Source organism: Paraburkholderia sp. JPY465, from assembly GCF_050436725.1.
Lineage (GTDB): Bacteria > Pseudomonadota > Gammaproteobacteria > Burkholderiales > Burkholderiaceae > Paraburkholderia > Paraburkholderia youngii.
Window position 1 is genome coordinate 2394355 of the sequence record NZ_JBNDMT010000002.1, and the last position, 19933, is coordinate 2414287.

The window sequence follows — 19933 nt, forward strand, 5'->3', positions numbered from 1 at the left end:
CGACGCCCCACGCGCCGCGGCGGCGCTCTACCTTTCAACCAGACAACGGGAATTCACCAGGCGTGCGCGCCAGGCGCGTGTCCTATGCTGAGTCAACGGCGTGGCCCGGCCGTGGGCGATCGGAACCGCCCGCGCGAGGACCCTGAACGCATTTTCAATGCGGCACGATCACCAGCGGTTGCGCATAGCTGACCGTCGGTGCGGGCACCACCGCATAGTTGGGCGCGGGCGGCACGACCGCAGCGGCGGCTGAGGCGTTCGCCGGTTGTACGGGCGGCGCCGCGACGATGGTCGCGGCCGCCACCGGAACGGCGACAGGCGGCGCCGACACGTACACGGGATTGATCGGCACCGGGTAGTAGACCGGCCGCGGCGGCGGCGCGTAGACCACGGCGGCCGGCAGATACACGACGACTCTCGCGTAGGCAGCGGAAGAACAGGCGAGACCGATGGCGGTGAAAGTCGAGGCACAGGCGAGGCGGATACTCATTTGGGACTCCTGATGCGGGAAAGCCGACGGACGGCAGACGGAACGATACGCAGCAGGCCCGCGAAACGAAACCGCAAACTCATTTCATTCGATGTCACGCTGCACCGGCACCCGGCGCCGTGACATGATTCGACACGATTCTTGAATTGCGATCGCGCGGCGTCTGACCAAGAATTCGGCCTGTCATCGAAACGGATCGCGGCACCCAGCCAGGCGACGGTCGATGTTCCAACCGAAGGAGTCAGTCATGAAGAAGTTGCTCGCCACCGTGCTGCTGTGCTGCGCGTCCACCGTCACGTTCGCTCAGGCCGCCGCGCCGCAAGGTATCAGCCAGCAGCGCATGGAGCGCATGGAGCAGCAGTTGCAGATGCGCTTTTCAACCGCGAACACCACGCACGACGGCAAGCTGACCCGCGACCAGGCGGCGGCCGGCATGCCGATGCTCGCGCGTCATTTCGATGAGATCGACACGCAGAAGGCCGGCTACATCACGCTGCCGCAGATCGAGGCGTTCATGCAGGAACGCGGCGCCGCACACTGAGCGGCTCGGACAGGAGCATTCGAATGGAACGCCCCGCCAGGATCATCGTGCTCGACGACGAAGCCGAGCTGCGCAACATGCTGCTGCGCTTCCTGCGCGGTCACGGTTTCGACGTGCGCGCGGCCGAAGACGGCAAGCGTCTGAACCGCTACCTGGAGCGCGAGCCGTTCGATCTGCTGATCCTCGATCTGATGATCGGCGAAGAGGACGGCCTGGAGATCTGCGCGAAGCTGCGCGCGCAAGGGCAGACCTTGCCGATCCTGATGCTGACCGCGAAGGGCGATCCGCTCGATCGCGTGACCGGCCTCGAAACCGGCGCCGACGACTACCTCGTGAAACCGTTCCTGCCGCGCGAGCTGGTGGCGCGAATCAACGCGCTGCTGCGCCGCCAGAAGATGGCCGCCGGCGACGTCACGGTGACCTCGCAGCGCGTGCGTTTCGGCGACTTCACGCTCGACGTCGGCAAGCAGGAGCTATCGCGCGCGGGTGAGCCGCTCGAGATTCATTCCGCGCAGATGCTGCTGCTGGTCGCGCTCGCGTCGTCGCCGAATCGCGCGGTGAGCCGCGACAATCTGCTCGCGCGAGCGCGAGGGCGCGACCATGACGCGCTCGATCGCAGCATCGACGTGCAGGTGCTGCGGCTGAGGCAGATCGTCGAGGACGACCCGTCGAAGCCGCGTTTCATTCGTACCGTCTGGGGCGTCGGCTATATGCTCGTCGCCGATGTGGAATCATGATGCGCTCACTGTCACGCAGGCTGCTGCCGCGCACGCTGCTCGCGCGCAACATCGCGCTGTTGATCGCGCTCGTGATGCTGAGCCAGATCTGCTCGATCGTCGTGCTGCTGCATTACGTGCAGCGGCCGCGCGTCGAGCGCGCGGCGGCCGTGTTCGCGACCTACGTGACGACGCTCGACAACCTGCTCGCGGCCACTCCGCCCGCCTCGCGCGCGGCGCTGACCGCGCGTCTCGACGCGCGCGAGCAGTTGCCGCCCGAAGCGACCGACACGCCGCCGCACGATCTGTTGCACGCGTATCGCACCTATCAGCGCGGCGTGTTCATCGACAGCCTGCAGAAGCACCTGCCCGCGGATATGCCCGCACGCTGGCAGACCGAGGGCGCTCAGCGGCTGTGGATTCGCATGCATGGATCGCTTGCCGGCGCCGGCAACGCGGCGGGTTTGGCGAGCGCGCCGTACTGGATTGCGCTGCCGGTTCCCGAGGACGCGCAGGGCAGCGGCCTCGAAGCGGCGATCTTTCTGTCGTTGGGTCTCGGCGTGCTCGCCGCGCTCGCCGGCTATGCGATCCAGCTGCATCTGAACGAACCCTTGCACGAGCTCACGCAAGCAGCGCGGCGCGTAAGCGCCGGCGATCTGCCCGCGCCGCTGCCGACCGACGGCCCCGCAGAAATCGCCGCCGTGGGCAGCGCTTTCAATCAGATGACGCGCGCGTTACAGGACGCCGAAGCGACGCGTGCGTTGATGCTCGCGGGCATCTCGCACGACATCCGTACGCCGTTGACGAAGCTGCGCCTGTCGATGGCGATGGCGATGCCGCAGGGGGCCGACAGCAGCTTCGTGATCGCCGCCGAATCGTATCTGGATCAGATCGAGACGATCCTGCAGCAGTTCATGGACTACGCGGGCAGCGGCGAGCGCGAGGAAGCGCAGCCCGGCGATCTGAATGCGCTGATCGAACGGCTCGCGGGCGACTTCGCTGGGCTCGGGCACGAGTTCGAACTGTCGCTGGGCAGTTTGCCGGCGGTTCCCTATCGGCCGGTCAGCATGATGCGGCTGCTGATGAACCTGATGCAGAACGCGATCGTCTACGGCGGCAGCGGGCTTGCAGTACGCACGTGGGCGAAGCAGGACACGGTGACCGTCGCGGTCGCCGATCGCGGCAAGGGTTTGACGGCAGAGGAACTGGAAAAGCTGAAGGCGCCGTTCCAGCGCGGCCGCAATGCGCGTGCGCACAGCGGCGGCACGGGGCTGGGGCTGTCGATCGTCGAGCGGATCGCACGGCTGCATGGCGGCGGCCTGCAGTTTCATCCGCGCGAAGGGGGCGGCCTCGAAGTGTGGGTCGTATTGCCGGTCAAGGCGGCATAACCGCGCAACGGAGGGAGGGTGCGGTGTTGTTGCCGCTCACTCGCGATCGAGCCACGCGTCGAGCCCAACGCGAAACGCGACGCCCGCGATCACCGGCACGGTCAGCATCAGGATGATGCCGAAGTTCGGGATCTCGTCGCCGTACATGATCGGGTTGTACAGCACGACGCCCGACACGATCGCGAACATCGCCACGCCAATGGCGACCATCAGGAGATTGCGCACGGACAGGGACAGCGTCTTGCGCTTCGGCTTGTTGTTCGTGTCGTGAGCGCCGGGTGCTTCGTCGTGTTGGGCAGGCATGATGGTTCTCGTGGCAAAAGATGCGGCATCGGAAGCGGCCGCGGTGGATACCGCGCCCGGCATCATACCCGCGCGCACGGCTGATGCAGTTGGCCGCGCCGTCGCGGGTACCCATCCTTACCCACAATATATGCCATTCCAGGCCACGATTTCAGGCGTCGGCTTGCGGCCCCGCCGAAGGCGCCGCGTCCGCGCACGATGCCGATGCGAGCGCGCAAGCGCTCAGGCCCAGCTCGTCGAGAATCGCGCTCATCAAGCCGGTGCGGCGCCATTGCAGCCACCTGATGTAGCACGTCTGCGACGGCGGAAACGTGCCGGGCAGCCGATGCCATTTCTCGTTGCGCGTGACGATCCACAGAATCGCGTCCAGAATCTCGCGCGGAGGACGCGCGGGCCGGCCCAAACGTTTCTTCGGGTCCTGCTGGAACAGATGACTGATGCGCGCCCACGCGTCATCGGAAAGAGGAAGATCTAACATGCCGCCAACGCCTAACTGACCGGTTCCCGGCGATCTTACGGTTTGGGCGGTTCCTTCTAATTCCGGATTTACGCGTGGTTTGGCCCGCTGAACCGCCAATTGCTTCGCCTCCGATGATGCTAGCGTTGCATTCGGCGGCCTACACCCGCAGCCCGCGACTCTTCAGCCGATAAACCAGCTGCGGCCGCGTAATCCCCAGCGTGCGCGCGGCCGCCGACAAATTGCCCTGCGCGCGCTGCACCGCGCTTTTCAGCAGTGCGGTTTCGATATCGTCGAGCGAGGTCGGATCGATGTCGCCGCTCGCGCCCATCAGCAGATCGTTCACTTTTCTGACAACGCGTTCCGCTTCGCCGCTGCCGCCCGCCTGCTGATCGAGCAGCGAGCCCGACGGCATCAGCGAGCCGTTGGTGCCGAGGCCGAACATCTGCGCGTCGATGGTTTCGCCGCTCGTGAACAGGTGGCCGATGTCGATCGCCCCGCCGTCCGGCGCGAGAATCACGCCGCGCTCGACCAGGTTCTCCATCTCGCGGATATTGCCGGGCCAGCCGTAGCTCAATAGCGCATCGAGCGCGCGGCCGGTGAAGCCGGTCACGTCGCGCCCGTGACGTTCGCGGTATTTGTGCAGCATGTGATTGAGCAGCACCGGCAAGTCCTCGCGCCGCTCGCGCAGCGACGGCACGCGAATCGGAAACACGTTGAGCCTGAAATACAGATCTTCCCTGAAGCGTCCGGCGCGAATCTCGTCCTTCAGGTCGAGGTTCGTCGCCGCGATCACACGCACGTTGACGCGGCGCGTCTGCGTATCGCCGACCCGTTCGATCTCGCCTTCCTGCAACGCGCGCAGCAGCTTGCCCTGCGCGGTCAGGCTCAGAATGCCGATCTCGTCGAGAAACAGCGTGCCGCCGTCGGCACGTTCGAAGCGGCCCGGCCGGCTGTGTGTCGCATCGGTAAAGCCGCCGCGCTCGACGCCGAACAGCTCCGACTCGACCAGCGCCTCCGGGATCGCCGCGCAATTGACCGCGACGAACGGACCGTCGCTGCATGCGCTGATCCGATGCAGCGTACGCGCGCATACTTCCTTGCCGACGCCGCTCTCGCCGAGAAACAGCACGGTCGCGCGCGTGTTCGCGACGCGCCGGATCATATGGCAGACGGCATTGAAACCGGGCGACGCACCGACCATGTTGTCGTCGCCGAATGCGGTCGGCGTGGGCGGCGGGGTGCCGCCGAGCAGGGCGACGGCTGGGGCGTGCCTGGCCTCACGTTTGACCGCCGCGGCCGACAGCCCCTGCGTGAAGGACTGCGCCTGCATGAAGCGCAGATCGTCGGCGGCTTCGTCGCCCCATTCCTCGACCGGCTTGCCGACGATCCGGCATTGCGATTGCCCGAGCGCGCGGCACTCGACCTCGCGATAGATGACCGGGCGTCCAATGAACACGCTCGTATAGCCCGACGCATAACCGATCTGCGTCCAGCACACGGGCTCCGCACCGATTCCGTAGATACGGATGTGCTCCTCGTCTTCCGCGCAGTTCTTCCAGATGAACTCGCCGTAGTACTGGCCTTTCTCGACGTCGATTTCGAGCCGCACCGGCTCGACCACGGTCATGCCTTCGAGCATGTGCAATTGCGGGCCGACCGCGAACATTTCGGTAATCGAACTATCCGGACGCGCCTTGCGCGCGAGTTCGGCGTCGCGTGCACCCGAGTTGTAGCCCATGCGCGTGAGCAGGCCGCGCGCCGCGTCGATACCGAGACTGTCGATCAGCTCGCGACGCATCACGCCGACCGAGCCCGTGTGCACGAGCAGCATGCGCTGATCGCCGAGCCAGATGCGCCCGTCGCCGGGCGCGAAGTGCAGCCGGGACATCAGGTCCGCGATGTCTGGATAGCGCAGGCTGTCCACACAGTCGCCCTTGGGCGAGACCATCGACATGCGCGGGCTCGCCGCGGGCTTGCTTCGGGTGGCCATCTCAATTCGTCTCCAACTGCTTGTCTATGTGGATTGCCGGCAAATGCCGGCCGTCAGTATGCAATGCCACGCGCGGTGCTGTATCGCGAATCGCGCGACGAGCGCCTCCGGGTGTTCCCTGATAACGAATTGATCGGTTGCGCAACGCGTGCAAGCGGCCGTTTCGATCATTTGATTGAGCCCGCGCCCGCGCGCGTTTCGCCGCGCCTGCGCCGCGCGAATCGCCGCTCTATGTTTGGGCATTGATTCACAAGGGATTGTGCGCCTTTCGCCGCACGGAGCGCGGTCTTTCCGGGTTCGTTGGCATAGCAGTTGCGTTAATAGGCGCGCTGCCGCCGATTTGAACCAAAACGTGCAGTGACGGATAACGCAAAACCATCTGGAGACACTGATGCCCTCGCATACACCCCACGCCGAACCGGTCTCGCGACCCTTCGACGTCACGCGGCGCTATGTCCGCGTGCGCGAGCAGCGCGACGACGGTTTCGTCGAGTTCGATTTTTCGATTGGCGATCCTGGCCTGAGCGTCGAGCTCGTGATGAGCGCTCACGACTTCGCGTCTTTTTGCGCGAATCATCGCGTGTGCCAATTGAGCGACGACGAAGCCGCGGCGCTCGATCTCGAACAACTGAAGTGGCGCTACGGCGAGCCGGGTGTCAGCGAATGAAGCGCGCATGACCGTCGAAGGCCCCGCATAACAGACAAGGAGACACCGCATGCAGATCGACATCAAGACGTCCTCGGTTCAGCAGATCCGCCAGACTTTCTCGCACGTCGCGAGAAGGCTCGGCGCAGACAAACCGGCGTCGCGCTATCAGGAAGCGACGCTGGAGCTGCAGCCCGAAGACAACTTTCATTATCGCCCGCTGTGGCAGCCGGACTTCGCGCTCTACGACAAAGGCCGCACGGCGATCCGCATGAACGACTGGTACGCGTTCAAGGACCCGCGCCAGTACTACTACGGCGCGTACACGATCGCGCGCGCCCGGCAGCAGGATGCGATGGAAAAGAACATCGAGTTCGTCACGCGGCGGCGTCTGCTCGCCGACTTGCCCGACGACGCGAGAGCGCGGATCGCCGCGCTGATGGTGCCGCTGCGCCATATCGAATGGGCGGCCAATACCAACAACTGCTTCGTGACCGGTTACGGCTGGGGCACCGCGATCACGCAGGCGACGATGTTTCATGCGATGGACCGGCTCGGCATCGCGCAGTACCTGTCGCGTATCGGTCTGCTGCTCGATGGCAATTCGGGCGCGTCACTGGTCGTTGGCAAGGCGCATTGGCTCGACGATCCGCTGTGGCAGGCCCTGCGCCGGCTGGTCGAGGACATGATGGTCGTGCAGGACTGGTTCGAAACCTTCGTCGCGCAGAACGTCGTGCTCGATGGTCTGCTGTATCCGCTCGTGTATCGGCATATCGACCAGCGTCTGTCGCGCGACTACGGCGCGGCAATCGGCATGTTGAACGAGTTCGCGAGCACCTGGTACGACGAAACGAGCCGCTGGGTCGATGCGACGTTGAAGACCGCGGTGGCGGAGTCGACGGATAACGCTGTGCTGCTAGGCCGGTGGATCGCGCAGTGGCGCTCGCGCGTGCTCGATGCGCTGTGCCCGCTGGCGTTGGAAGCGCTCGGCGCGGACGAAGCCGAAGCGGCGTTCGCCGATATCACCCAGGCGTTCGATGCGCGCATGCGGAAGCAGGGCGTGCCGCTCGTGGCGGAGCACGCAGAACAGCAAACCGGGGAGGCCAAACATGGCTGATTCCGTATTCATCGCGTTTCAGGCCAACGACGACTCGCGCCCGATCATCGAGGCGATCGAGGCGGACAACCCGCACGCCGTCGTCAACGCGTTTCCGGCGATGGTCAAGATCGACGCGGTCGGTCGGCTCGTGATCCGGCGTGAGTCGATCGAGGAGCGCATCGGCCGCGACTTCGATCTGCGCGAGCTGCAACTCAATCTTATTTCGCTCGGCGGCAACATCGACGAGACCGACGACGAATTCATTCTCGAATGGAAGGCCTGAGCGGCCGCGATCAATCGCATGGGAGACGCACGATGAGCACCACGAATACGACGCCGAAAAAACTGAGCATCAAGGAAAACTACGCGATGCTGACGCGCGGCCTTGGCTGGGACACGACCTATCAGCGGATGGACGAGGTCTTTCCATACGACCGTTTCGAAGGCATCAAGGTCCACGACTGGGACAAATGGGAAGACCCGTTCCGTCTGACGATGGACGCCTACTGGAAATATCAGGGTGAAAAGGAACGCAAGCTGTACGCGATCATCGACGCGTTCCAGCAGAACAACGGCCAGTTCAACGTGACGGACCCGCGCTATATCAACGCGCTGAAGCTGTTCCTGACCGGCGTGAGTCCGCTCGAATATGCGGCGCACCGCGGCTTCGCGCTGGCCGGCCGCAACTTTCGCGCCGCCGGCGCGCGTATCGCGTGTCAGATGCAGGCGATCGACGAGCTGCGTCACGCGCAGACACAGGTTCATACGATCAGCCATTACAACAAGTTCTTCAACGGCTTTCACGACTTCAAGCACATGCACGACCGGGTCTGGTATCTGTCGGTGCCGAAGTCGTATTTCGAAGACGCGATGAGCGCCGGCCCGTTCGAGTTCGTTACCGCGATCTCGTTCTCGTTCGAATACGTGCTGACCAATCTGCTGTTCATGCCGTTTATGTCGGGTGCCGCCTTCAACGGCGACATGGCGACGGTGACGTTCGGCTTCTCCGCGCAGTCCGACGAATCGCGCCATATGACGCTCGGACTCGAAGTGGTGAAGTTCCTGCTCGAACAGGACCCGGGCAACGTGCCGATCATCCAGAAGTGGATCGACAAATGGTTCTGGCGCGGCTACCGGCTGCTGACGCTCGTCGCGATGATGATGGACTACATGCTGCCGAAGCGGATCATGTCGTGGCAGGAAGCATGGGAAACCTACTTCGAGAAGAACGGCGGCGCGCTGTTTCACGACCTCGAACGCTACGGCATTCGCATGCCGAGGTATCACGAGGTCGCGTCGAAGGAGAAGGATCGCATTTCACACGAGGCGTGGGGCATCTTCTACAACTACACGCACGCGGCGGCGATGCACACATGGATTCCGTCGGATGACGAAATGAACTGGCTCGCCGAAAAGTATCCGGCGACGTTCGACAGGCTGTATCGTCCGCGCTTCGAGTACTGGCGCGAGCAGCAGCAAGCGGGCAAGCGCTTCTACAACAACACGCTGCCGATGTTGTGCCAGGTCTGCCAGGTCCCGATGGCCTTCACCGAGCCCGACGATCCGACCAAAACCTGCTACCGCGAAAGCGACTATCTCGGCAACAAGTATCACTTCTGCTCGGACGGCTGCAAGGACATCTTCGACAACGAGCCGGAGAAATACGTTCAGGCCTGGTTGCCGGTGCATCAGATCTATCAGGGCAACTGCTTCGAGAAAGACGCGGACCCGAGCGCCGCCGATTTCGATCCGCTCGCCGAAGTGCTGCGCTATTACCACATCAACGTCGGCGCGGACGGCCACGAATTCGAGGATTCGCCCGACAGGAAGAACTGGCTGCGCTGGACCGGCAAGCCGAGTCACGGCGGCGAAGGGACCAAGGAAAGCGCGACCGATACCGCATCGCAAAGCACGCCGGCCGCGCAGGCTGCGTGATTCGCCCACGCCAACCGAATACCAAGGAGACACACCATGTCAGTTATCGCGCTCAGAGAAGGCTACACGGGCGAAGTGAAAGACCGGGAGGAGAACTTCCACGGCAACCGGCTGCTGTTCATCGGCTGGGAAGATCATTTGATGTTCTGTGCGCCGCATTGCATTCCGGTGCCGCCGACAATGACGTTCGCGACGCTCGCGAACGACGTGCTGCCCGGCATCTATTCCGCGCATCCCGACTGGGAGAAGGTGATGCTCGACGATATCGAATGGTTCCGCTCGAACGAGCGCTTTACGCCCGTGTTCGATCGGACGCTCGAAGAAAACGGCTTGCGTCACAAGGCGCTGATCCGTTTTCGCACGCCGGGTCTGACCGGCATTCGCGGATCGTGCAGCTAGGCCGCGGGTTCACCGGATCAGAGAAACAGGAGACGCTGACATGAGCTACCAGCTAACCATCGAGCCGATCGGCCATACGATCGAGATCGCCGAGGAACAGACCATTCTCGACGCCTGCCTGCGCGCCGGCGTCTGGCTGCCGCACGCGTGCTGCCACGGTTTGTGCGCGACCTGCAAGGTGCAGGTGGTCGACGGCGAGATCGAGCACGGCAATGCGTCGCCGTTCGCGTTGATGGATTTCGAGCGCGACGAACGCAAGTGCCTCGGGTGCTGCGCGACCGCCCAATCGGATCTGACGATCGAAGCCGATATCGACGAGGACGCCGACGCGCGCCACTTCCCGGTCCGCGATTTCACCGGCCGCGTGAAGGACAGCATCGATCTGACGCCGACGATCAAGGGCATCTTCGTCGAACTGGACGGCGACGGCATCGAGTTTCAGGCGGGGCAGTACGTGAACGTGCACATTCCCGGCGAGGACACGCCGCGCGCGTTTTCGCTCGCCGGCAAACCGGGTTCGTCGACGCTGATCGAACTGAACGTGCGGCGCGTGCCGGGCGGCAAAGGCACCGGCTATCTTCACGAAGCGCTGAAGCCCGGCGACGCGCTGCGTTTCAGCGGTCCGTTCGGCCGCTTCTTCGTGCGTGCGTCGGACCCGCAGCCCGTGATCCTGATCGCGGGCGGCTCGGGATTGTCGAGTCCGCGTTCGATGCTGCTCGATCTGCTCGAACAGGGCGACACGCGGCCGATCACGCTGGTGTACGGCGCGCGCGATCGCGCGGAACTGTACTACCACGACGAGTTCGCCGAGCTTGCCGAGCGGCACGCGAACTTCACCTATGTGCCGGCGCTGTCGAACGAGGCCGAAGGCAGTGCATGGGAGGGTTTTCGCGGCTTCGTCCACGAGGCCGCGAAGGCGCATTTCGGCGGCGATTTTCGTGGCCACAAGGCGTATCTGTGCGGACCGCCGGTGATGATCGAAGCGTCGATCCGCGCGCTGATGCAGGGGCAGTTGTTCGAGCGCGACATCTACACGGAGAAATTCCTCAGCAATGCGGACGGCGCCGAAGCGCTCGCGAAAAGCCCGTTATTCCGGTCGATCTGAAGCATCATGAAGACACCTACGCCGCGGCGGCAGAGGTTCGGTATTTAGATCAGGACGTCGCTTCGGTGTGATCGAGCCATTGCGCGAACTCGTGCCGCAACTGCGCGATATCGAGCGGCTTGCCGAGCAGCCGCGCACCCGGAATCGCCGCCCCGATCTCCGCGCTGCGACCGTAGCCCGACACCAGCAGCACGCGGATTGCGGGCTGCACTTGCCGCACGGCGCGCGCGAGTTCGTCGCCGGACATACCGGGCAGCGTGAGGTCGGTCAACAGCACGTCGTAGCGTTGCGCGGTCGCGAGCGGCAGCGCTGCTTCCGCGCTCGCGACCGCGGTGCACGCGAGACCTAGCGCGCCGAGCAGTTCGCCAAGCGCCTCGCGCGATTCGCTGTCGTCCTCGACGAACAGCACGCGTGCGGCTTCCTGGGCCGCGCGCGGCTGGGTCGCCTTTGGCGGCTTTTTCTTCGGCTCTTTTTTCGACGTTTTCTGCGGTGCCTTCGTGACGCCGTACGTGTTGACGGCTTCGTACGCCGCGGGCGGAACGCATGCGGCGATACCCGCTTCTCGCATCTCGGCCGCGCGGTCCGCGCTGGCGGCGCCCGCACGTAGAACGTTGCGCACCATGCGGGCGAGATCGTCGCGCCGGTACGGCTTCGATAGCAGCGTGATACCCGCGTCGAGCTTGCCGTGGTGGACGATTTCGTCGCGCGTATAGCCCGATGTGAACAGCGTGGGCAGAGGCGGCATGCGCGCGGCCGCGCGTTGCGCGAGCTCGACGCTCTTCAGCTTGCCGGGCATCACGACGTCGGTAAACAGCAGATCGATCGGCATGTCGCTGTCGATAAACTCGAGCGCCGCGTCGCCGTTCGATGCGGTCAGCACCTTATAGCCGAGCTGCGCGAGCATTTCGACCGCGGTCAGCCGCACGTCGGCATCGTCCTCGACGACGAGTATCGTTTCGCCGCCGCCGACCGACGCCGCGGTGCCGTCGACGGTCTCCGGCGTCTCCGCCTCGCAGCAGCGCGGAAAGAACAGCGACACCGTCGTGCCGCGTCCCACCTGGCTTTCTATCGACACCTGTCCGCCGCTTTGACGCGCGAAGCCGAACACCATGGACAGGCCAAGGCCGGTGCCGTGGCCGTCGGGCTTGGTCGTGAAGAACGGTTCGAACACGTGTTGCAGCACTTCGGGCGGCATCCCCGAACCGGTGTCGGCAACCGAGAACTCCACGTATTCGCCGGGCGACAGGTCGGGTTTGCCGCGGCAGAACGCGGCGTCGAGCGTGCGGTTGGTCGCGCGCACGGTGAGCACACCGTCGGCGCGCATCGCGTCGCGTGCATTGATCGCGAGATTGAGCAGCGCGTTTTCGAGCTGGTTGCGGTCGACCTGCACGTTCCACAGATCGTCGCTGAGCACCGTGTCGATCCGCACCGTTTCGCCGAGCGCGCGGTGCAGCATTTCGCTCATGCCGGTCAGCAGGCGGCGCGGATTCAGCACGGTCGGCGACAGCGGCTGACGCCGCGCGAACGCGAGCAGATGCGCGGCGAGCTTCGCGCCGCGTCTGACGGCATCGGTCGCGGCGGAGAGACGCCGCTGGGTGACGGGGTTGTCGTCGGCGTCGGCGGCGAGCATCTGCAGATTGCCGTTGATCACTTGCAGCACGTTGTTGAAGTCGTGCGCGACGCCGCCCGTCAGGCTGCCGATCGCTTCCATCTTCTGCGCCTGGCGCAGCTGCTCCTCGGCGAGCGCGCGCGCCGCGATCGAATCGGCGACGCGCTGCTCGAGTGTTTCGGTCAGCTGAAGAAGCTGCTGTTCGGCGATCTTGCGCTCGTGAATGTCGATCAGCACGCCCGGAAAACGCGTGGGTTCGCCGTGTTCGTCGAACTGGCAGCGGCCGTTCGCCTGCACCCACATATAGCCGCCGTCGGGACGCCGGATCCGGTACTCGGCGCGAAACGGCTCGCCGCTGCGGATCGCTTCGGCGGTCAGGCGGTCGTTGAGCTCCTGGTCGTCGGGATGGATGATCTGCGTGGCGGCATCCCGCGCGACGCCTTTCAACGCTGTATCGCGCCCAAATGAAAAGGTGCGCGCGAAGCGTTCGTCGCCGGTGACCTCGCCCGTGCGCACGTCGAGCACCCAGGTGCCGAGCACCGCGCCGGTGTTCAGCGCAAGCTGCAGGCGTTCGTTGGTCTCGTGCAGTTCGGTTTCGGCTTGCTGGCGCAGGCGCTCGGTGAGCACGCGCCCGGTGGTTTCGACGACCATCGAGAGCACGCCGGCCGGCGCGCCGCTGTCACCCGCGACGGGGCTGTAGTACAGATCCATCCACACGTCTTCCGGCTTGCCGTCGCGCAGCAGCACGAGCGCCTTGTCGCGATACGACAGCGTGCCGCCGGCGAGACAGGTGACCATGACATGACGGTTGAAGTCGGCCACTTCCGGCCAGCCGTCTTCGACCGGACGGCCGAGCAGATACGGATGCCGGCCGCCCGCGAAGACCGCATAGGCGTCGTTGTAGATCATGTAGCCGGGCTCGTCCCACAGCAGCACGAGCGGCATCGGCGACGCGAGCATCGTCAGGACCGTCGAGTTCAGACTGCGCTGCCAGTTTTCGATCGCGCCGAGGCTGGTCGCACGCCAGTCGAATTCGCTGATGCGTCGCGCCATCTCGCCGCGCCAGCCGGCGCAGCCGTAGTCTTTTGCCGGAAAAGGCATGCAGCGCTCCACCTGAATTCACGTCGAAAATGGTCGGCTCGGGCCCGAAGCTTCGAGGGCTTCGGACAGCCTCGCGAGCTGCAATTATTGTATGGCACATCGCCGTACCGTTGATGCGTTCGAGAACGCTATTCGGGGTTTTGCCAGGTAAGCAGCCATGTCCGAAAACGTACCGATTCGGCACGTCGTTCGATGCATGGGCAACATTTACCGCGAGGCGCGTTTGCAGCGCAGCGAAAGCGGAAGAAGCGCCCGCTTTTCCGGCGTGGATCGATACGCGACGTACGCGCTATGCGAGGCAATGCGAATGAACGTGGGGCGTCAGTTGGACAACGACAGATACTGCGAGGTCAACGGCACCGGCGGGAACGGCTGCAAACCGGTCTGCTTGTTGAAGCTATAGCGCACGTACACGGCCGCAAGCCACTCGCGATATTCATAAGCGTTGCCGAACGACGCGGTTGCCCCGACCGCGAGCTGCGGCGCGAGCTGATATTCGCCGACGCCGCTGATCGAATACGACACGCCGGTCTTGCTCTGCCCCGGGTAGACGGCGGTCAGACCGTTGCCGAGGGCTTGCGCGGCGGCGGCCGCGTCGCCCTGGCGCGACGAGCCGTCGTTCAATGGGAAGTAGTTCGACGCATCCTCGCGGTAATGCTGCACGCCGATCGAGCCTTTCACGTCGTACGTAAACAGGCCTGCGCGGCCCGACCATTCGACCGGCAGATTCAGGATCACGTACTGCTGCGGACTGAAGTAGCCGCCCTGGCCGTACGTGAAGAACGACAGATTGCGGTTGTAGCCCATGATCGTCGTGTTCACGCCGACCGTCAGCGTCTGGTCGGCGTCTTTCAGCAGACGCGTGTAGACGCCGCCGCCGCCCTTGACCGCGTTGTTGCTCGGCACGTTGTTGCCCATGTAGTGCTGATACGACGCGTTCACGTACAGGCCGCTCGTGCCGTCGTCCCACGCGAGGCTGGCGCGCGCGCCGGTCGACGTGACGCCGCCCCATTCGAGGCCGGCGGCCGCATCGCGCGCGCCCGCATACGACAGCAGGCTGTCCGTCACCGCGCGCCGCGCGACCGCGATCGAGTACGACACCTTGTCGGTGATGCCGCCGTTGTATTGCGCGCCGCCGACGATGTTGGTCTCGCGAAAGCCGATCGGCGTCACGCCGATATCGCCGCTGATGCTGCGGCTGTCGTAGCCGACCGACAATCCCACGCCGCTCGCGGTCTGGCTGCCATAGTTGTTGGTGCCGTTTACCGCGGCGTTCTTTGACGAGTCGGTCGAAAGCCCCGCGCCGAAGCGCGCGAGCGTCGACGTACTGTTCGACGCGGTGCCGGCGTCGAGCGTGACCGGGGTCGCGGTCACGACCACGTGACCGTTGCCCGCCTTGATGCGCCCCTGGATCGGCGCCTCGATGTCGGTCAGCGACGACAGGCCGTCCTCGCCGACGCGATTGCGGAAGATCAGGCCGCCCGACACGGTGCTCGACTGCTCGCGATTGATCTGCGCAAGCTCCTCGGCGACGCCGAGCGTCTGCGCGTTTGCGACGTTCGGCTGCGGGTTGTTCCGCGCGCTGCCGCCGGGCGGGTAGTACGGCTGTGCATAGCCGGCCGGCGGTTGCGGAATGTACGGCTGCTGCGCGTAGTAGCCCTGGTTCGGGTATGGCGGCTGCGGTTGATAGGGCTGCTGCTGCGGGTACGGCTGATACGGCTGATACGGCTGCGCGTAGCCCTGTTGCTGCGGATACGGCGGCGGTTGCTGCGCATAGACCGGCGCCGGCTGGCTCGTTTTCGCGGTGCTCTTCTTCGTGTTCTTCTTCGCGCTGGTGCGGGTCGATCCGTATGGCAGCGGCGTCGCCGACGCGGCGTTGGCCTGCGCTTCGCGCGCGGCCGGCGACATCGGCCATGGAGTGGCCGCATAGCCGTCCTGCGCGCCGTAGGGCTGCTGCGGATACGCCTGCTGCTGCGCATAAGGCTGCGGCTGCGGATAACCCGCGTTGTACTGCTGCTGCGGCATCGGCTGCATCGGCGCTGGGCCTTGCCCCGGATAAGGCTGCAACGGCGTGCCCGACTGGCTCGAGCCATAGGATTCCTGGCCGTAGCCGCCGACCTCGGCGGCGGAGCGGGGCGCTCCATATGGTGCGGCGACGGGGGCGGGCTGCACGGCGGGCGCGTTATAAGGCGTCGCGGCGGGCGCCGTATAAGGCGCGACATACGGCGCGGGCGGAGGGGGCGGCGGATAGTTCGGCACGGTCTGCGTCGGCGAGGAAGACTGCGTGTTCAGGAACGGAAGCGCGGGACGCGCGCCATTGTCGGTGTCGCTCGAAGTCGCGATCGCCGTCTTGCCTTCGAAGGGATTGGTGCCCGGCAGCGGCGTCGCGCCGATCTGGCTCATCGCCGCTTCCCAGCCGCGCGGCACGTTGCTGCCTGCGGTTCGGGGCGCGTTCGCGACCAGCGGCGTATTGGCCGCGACCAGCGAGCGTTGCAGATAGGTCGACGCGAGCGACAGATTGCCTTGGGCGCGATACATGCGGCCCACCGTCGCGAGCACGCCCGGATCGTTCGGTGCGAGGGCGAGCGCCTGGTTCGCGAGCGTTTCGGCGTAGCTGAACTGCTTCGAGCCGGCCGCGGCCGAGATCGCCGCCTGCAGCAGGCTCAGGTCGTCGGGGCGACGCTGCAGCGCGACGCGAAAGCTCGTGAGCGCGTTGCGGTCGTCGCCCGCGCTCGCGTACATGCGCCCGAGCGCGGCCTGCAGGTCGGGGTTGTCGGGCATCGCGGCGAGCCATGGCGCGATCACCTCGTAGGCGCTTGCGAGATCGCCGCGCAGGCGTACCGCATCGGCCTGCCGGATGACGATGCCAAGATTCAGGTTGTCGAAGTCGGTGCGCTGCTGCGGCGTCAGCTGCGTGGTCTGCAACTGGCGCATCACGTTGCCGAGCTCGACCTGCTGGCCTGCCGCGGACAGAATGCCCGCGTACTGCAGCAGCAGATCGGTATTGCCGGGCGCCGCGCTCATCGCGGCGCGCACGAGACCCAGCGCGCGGGTCGAATCGCCGGCCTGCTGGTACGCGCCGGCGATCACGCCGATCAGCTCGGGGTTGTTGCCGGCCACCGGCTCGGCGGCGCGCAGGGTCGCGATGGCCTGCTGCGTCTGGCCGTTCTTCGCCATGCGCGTCGCGAGATCGGCCTGCTGATGCACCCACAGCCGATGCTGCAAGGTCGTCATCGCGTCGGTGCGCTGCGCGGGCGCAATGCGGTCGAGCTGCGCGAGACCGGTCGACCAGTCCTGCGTTTCCGCCGACAGCAGCGCACTCGCGTACAGCGCATCGGTCATGTCCGGATGGGTGGCGAGCAGGCCGTCCATCATGCTGCGCGCATTCGCGACGGCGCCCTGGCGCACGTAGATGCGCGCGAGGTCGAGCCGCAGCCACGGATCGTCGGGCTTGTTCAGCAGCGCGTCTTCGAACAGGCTGCGCGCGGTGCCGAGGTCGCCGCGCGCTTCGGCCGCGCGTGCCTGCGCCGCCTGCGCATCGCCGCGCAAACGGTCGATGCCGCCGACCTTCGCCTGTTGCTCCGCGTTCAGCTGATTGGCGAATTGCAGCGCTTCGTCGGCGCGGCCCTGTGCGGCGAGCGCGCCGACGAGGCCGCGAATCGCGTCGGGGTTGTCGGCCTGGCGGCGCAGCGCCATCCGGTACGCCTGCTCGGCGCCGGCCGGGTCGCCGGTCTGAAGCAGCATTTCGCCGAGCTGCACCTGCGCGGTCACGTCCGAAGGATTCAGCGCGATCGCGCGCTCGAACAGCGCCTTCGCCTTCGCGAACTCGCCGTTGCTGCGCGCGCCGATCGCTTCGCTCGTGTAGGTCCAGTAGGTCGCGCTGTCGAGCGCGGTTTTCCAGCGCGCCGGATTGGGGCCGCGCGAGGCGCGCTCCAGGTAGTTGCGCGCGTCCGCGAATCGCTCCTGCTTCAGCGCGGCGATGCCCATGCCGCCGAGCGCGTCGGTATCGTTAGGACTGTTTGCGAGCACCGACGAGAACCTGGCGCGCGCGGTCACGACGTCGTCGCGGTCGAGCGCGGCGAAGCCCTCGGCGATCACGCGGCCGCGCACGTCGGCGGCGGCGTTTTGCTGCGCGCGGGCGCGCGCCGCGGCGTCCTGCTGCACCATCGATTCGTAGCGCGCCTTTACCGCGGCATCTTCACCGGCGGTCTGGAAAAACGATTCGTACAGCGCGGCGTCGGAGGGCCGCGCGTCGAGCCACAGCAGCGCCTGGCGCCAGCTCTTTTTCGCCGCCGCGCCGACCGAGGTGTCGCCCGCGAGCTTCTGCAGCCGCGCGATACCGTCGCGCCGCGTGACGTCGCGATAGGTCAGATGCTGCGCGTACGCGAGTGCGAAGCGCGGGTCGTTCGGGTTGTCGTGCGCGAGCTGTTCGAGGCCGCGGCGCGCTTCGTCCCAGCCCTGCGGCGTCGCCGACAGCGCCTGGTAATACTCGAGCTGCAACTGCGGCGTGGCGGGCTTGCCGGTCAGCGCGCGCTGATACTCCTGCACCGCGCTCGCGCTTTGGCCGGCTTGCGCGAGCCGGCGCGCTTCGTCGATCGTCTGATCGCGCGGGCTGGCCTGGCCCAGCCGGCGGCCGAGCTCATCGAGATTCGGATAGTTCGGCGCGGCCGCCTTCAGCCGCGCGAGGTATTGCTGCGCGCCGGCGCCGTCCTTGCGGTCGGCCAGCACCATGCCCATGCCGAACAGCGCGTCGGGCTGCTTCGGATCGATGCTGAGTACCTTCTGCCAGGCCTGCTCGGCGAGATCGCCGCGCTGATGCGACTGCCAGTACTTGCCCTGATCGATCAGCACGCTCAGCGGGTCTTTGCTCGCCTGCGCGAGCGCATCGGGCGCGGTCGCGGCCACGCAGTAGACCACGCCGACGGACAGCGCGATGCGCAGCGACACGGCGAGAGCGTTCAATCGCATGCCGCCCTCCAGGCGGGCACGAGGCTGCCGGCTTCATCGAAGCGGTAGCGGCCATCGATGAACCCCGTGCCGAACAGACCCAGCACACGATCGTAGTACACCGGTTCGCGGCCCGGCACGCTCGCGTCGAGCGCGGCGAGCCGCGTGCGCGCGAGTCCGAGGCCATGCTCGTCGCCCAGCGTCTTGAAGTACGGCGCGAGCGCGCCCCAGTAGCTGAGCGGGCCTTCGCCGCTCGACGCGCCGGTGGTCGACGACACCTTCTCCGGCGGGAAACCGTTCTGCGCGACCTTCGCGCGCATGCCGCCGAGCGCGCCGAGCCACGGCTTCGCGAGCGGATCGGCGGGCGACGCGAGGCCGGCCCACAGATAGACGCGAATCGCGTCGTAGCTGCCGACATCGCCGTTCTTCGGATCGACCGCGAACCGGCCGTTCTGCCACGCCGCCCAGTCGGGCGCGAAGCCTTGTGGCGAGACGGTTTTGACGAACTGATAGGCGTTGTCGGCGAGCTTGGCCCACGGGCCGTCCGGCACCTCGTGCGCGAGCGCGCGCAGCACCGGTAGCGGCAGATAGCTCGGATTCAGACGCGTGACGCTGCCGTTCCTGAAACCCTGCGCGCCCGGCAGCAGCATCGGCCCGAGACCGGACAGGTTCGCGACTTCGTCGTGCGCGATGCGCTCGGCGAGTGCCTGACCGAGCTGCGTGTAGGCGGGGTTGTGCCACAGGCGGCCGGCTTGCAGCAGGTCATAGGCGATCCAGAGATCGGAATCCGATGCCGAATTCGGATCGAGCACACCGTACGAGCCGTCCGGCTTTTTGCCCCATTGCCATGCGGGCAGGCGCAGGTTCTGCGGATCGAACTGATCGCCCGCGAGATTCGCGCGGGTCCAGCCGAGCAGCTTGTCGAAGGTCGCGCGGTCGTTGGCGACCAGCGCGAAAAAGAGCGCGTAGGACTGGCCTTCCGAGGTGGTCTGCTGGGTCGGTGTCGAGTAGTCGATCACGCGGCCGTCGGCCTGCACGAAACGTTGCACGAAGGTTCGCCACGCGCTCCAGTCACCGCAGGCGGCGGCGTTCTGCGCGGCCTGCGCGGTGCCGCTCGAAGCCGCAAGACTCGCCGACGCCGCGATGCCGATACCGAGCGCCAGCGCAAAAGAGGTCCTTCTGTCGATCCGGAACCGCATACGAG

At 66.0% G+C, this 19933-nt stretch carries 16 protein-coding genes; 9 read left to right on the forward strand and 7 right to left on the reverse strand.

The features are described from left to right. Nucleotides 1-154 precede the first annotated feature (154 nt). A complete protein-coding gene (locus QFZ94_RS13185; RefSeq protein WP_429457372.1) occupies nucleotides 155-490 on the reverse strand; it encodes a hypothetical protein in 336 nt (111 codons plus the stop codon). A 247-nt stretch (nucleotides 491-737) separates the two neighbouring features. On the opposite strand from QFZ94_RS13185, the gene QFZ94_RS13190 reads away from it, so the two are divergent. From QFZ94_RS13190 to QFZ94_RS13200, 3 genes are read left to right on the forward strand one after another with little or no spacing between them, the layout of a single operon-like run. Continuing rightward, entirely contained in the window at nucleotides 738-1031 is a 294-nt protein-coding gene (locus tag QFZ94_RS13190) for an EF-hand domain-containing protein (protein WP_368585790.1), read from the forward strand. A gap of 23 nt (nucleotides 1032-1054) precedes the next feature. After that, entirely contained in the window at nucleotides 1055-1768 is a 714-nt protein-coding gene (locus QFZ94_RS13195; RefSeq protein ID WP_429457374.1) for a response regulator, read from the forward strand. Beyond that, entirely contained in the window at nucleotides 1765-3135 is a 1371-nt protein-coding gene (locus QFZ94_RS13200) for an ATP-binding protein (protein ID WP_429457376.1), read from the forward strand. The genes QFZ94_RS13195 and QFZ94_RS13200 overlap by 4 nt, the downstream gene beginning before the upstream one ends. Before the next feature lie 36 nt (nucleotides 3136-3171). Here QFZ94_RS13200 and QFZ94_RS13205 read toward each other — a convergent pair whose 3' ends face one another. The 3 genes from QFZ94_RS13205 to QFZ94_RS13215 all read right to left on the reverse strand — a co-directional run bounded on the left by QFZ94_RS13205 (nucleotide 3172) and on the right by QFZ94_RS13215 (nucleotide 5888). Further along, nucleotides 3172-3438, reverse strand: coding sequence for a hypothetical protein (locus tag QFZ94_RS13205; RefSeq protein WP_368585787.1), 267 nt, complete (start codon nucleotides 3436-3438; stop codon nucleotides 3172-3174). A gap of 151 nt (nucleotides 3439-3589) precedes the next feature. Beyond that, entirely contained in the window at nucleotides 3590-3916 is a 327-nt protein-coding gene (locus QFZ94_RS13210) for a transposase (RefSeq protein WP_429457378.1), read from the reverse strand. 139 nt (nucleotides 3917-4055) lie between these two features. Beyond that, nucleotides 4056-5888 carry a sigma 54-interacting transcriptional regulator gene (locus tag QFZ94_RS13215; protein ID WP_429457380.1) on the reverse strand — a complete coding sequence of 611 codons (1833 nt, stop codon included), beginning with the start codon at nucleotides 5886-5888 and terminating at the stop codon, nucleotides 4056-4058. A 391-nt stretch (nucleotides 5889-6279) separates the two neighbouring features. Here QFZ94_RS13215 and QFZ94_RS13220 point away from each other — a divergent pair, with 391 nt between their 5' ends. The 6 genes from QFZ94_RS13220 to QFZ94_RS13245 are packed head-to-tail and all read left to right on the forward strand — an operon-like array spanning nucleotide 6280 to nucleotide 11072. After that, nucleotides 6280-6555: a phenol hydroxylase subunit gene (locus tag QFZ94_RS13220; protein ID WP_368585784.1), complete on the forward strand. Its 276-nt coding sequence runs from the start codon at nucleotides 6280-6282 to the stop codon at nucleotides 6553-6555. Nucleotides 6556-6604: 49 nt separating this feature from the next. Beyond that, a complete protein-coding gene (locus tag QFZ94_RS13225; RefSeq protein WP_429457382.1) occupies nucleotides 6605-7651 on the forward strand; it encodes an aromatic/alkene monooxygenase hydroxylase subunit beta in 1047 nt (348 codons plus the stop codon). Continuing rightward, nucleotides 7644-7916 (forward strand): MmoB/DmpM family protein, encoded by a 273-nt coding sequence (locus QFZ94_RS13230; protein ID WP_129957605.1) that lies wholly within the window; start codon nucleotides 7644-7646, stop codon nucleotides 7914-7916. Before QFZ94_RS13225 ends, QFZ94_RS13230 begins: the two co-directional genes overlap by 8 nt. Before the next feature lie 32 nt (nucleotides 7917-7948). Next, nucleotides 7949-9568 (forward strand): aromatic/alkene/methane monooxygenase hydroxylase/oxygenase subunit alpha, encoded by a 1620-nt coding sequence (locus QFZ94_RS13235; RefSeq protein ID WP_429457384.1) that lies wholly within the window; start codon nucleotides 7949-7951, stop codon nucleotides 9566-9568. Between the two features lie 36 nt (nucleotides 9569-9604). Next, nucleotides 9605-9967: a phenol hydroxylase subunit P4 gene (locus QFZ94_RS13240; protein ID WP_410851765.1), complete on the forward strand. Its 363-nt coding sequence runs from the start codon at nucleotides 9605-9607 to the stop codon at nucleotides 9965-9967. A gap of 40 nt (nucleotides 9968-10007) precedes the next feature. Next, entirely contained in the window at nucleotides 10008-11072 is a 1065-nt protein-coding gene (locus tag QFZ94_RS13245; RefSeq protein ID WP_429457387.1) for an NADH:ubiquinone reductase (Na(+)-transporting) subunit F, read from the forward strand. A gap of 49 nt (nucleotides 11073-11121) precedes the next feature. Here QFZ94_RS13245 and QFZ94_RS13250 read toward each other — a convergent pair whose 3' ends face one another. The 3 genes from QFZ94_RS13250 to bcsZ form a co-directional block, all read right to left on the reverse strand. Continuing rightward, nucleotides 11122-13782, reverse strand: coding sequence for a response regulator (locus tag QFZ94_RS13250; protein WP_429457389.1), 2661 nt, complete (start codon nucleotides 13780-13782; stop codon nucleotides 11122-11124). 321 nt (nucleotides 13783-14103) lie between these two features. Next, entirely contained in the window at nucleotides 14104-18750 is a 4647-nt protein-coding gene (locus QFZ94_RS13255) for a cellulose synthase subunit BcsC-related outer membrane protein (protein WP_429457391.1), read from the reverse strand. Next, nucleotides 18741-19928, reverse strand: a complete 1188-nt coding sequence (bcsZ, locus tag QFZ94_RS13260) for a cellulose synthase complex periplasmic endoglucanase BcsZ (RefSeq protein ID WP_429457777.1) — start codon at nucleotides 19926-19928, stop codon at nucleotides 18741-18743. The genes QFZ94_RS13255 and bcsZ overlap by 10 nt, the downstream gene beginning before the upstream one ends. Nucleotides 19929-19933 lie beyond the last annotated feature (5 nt).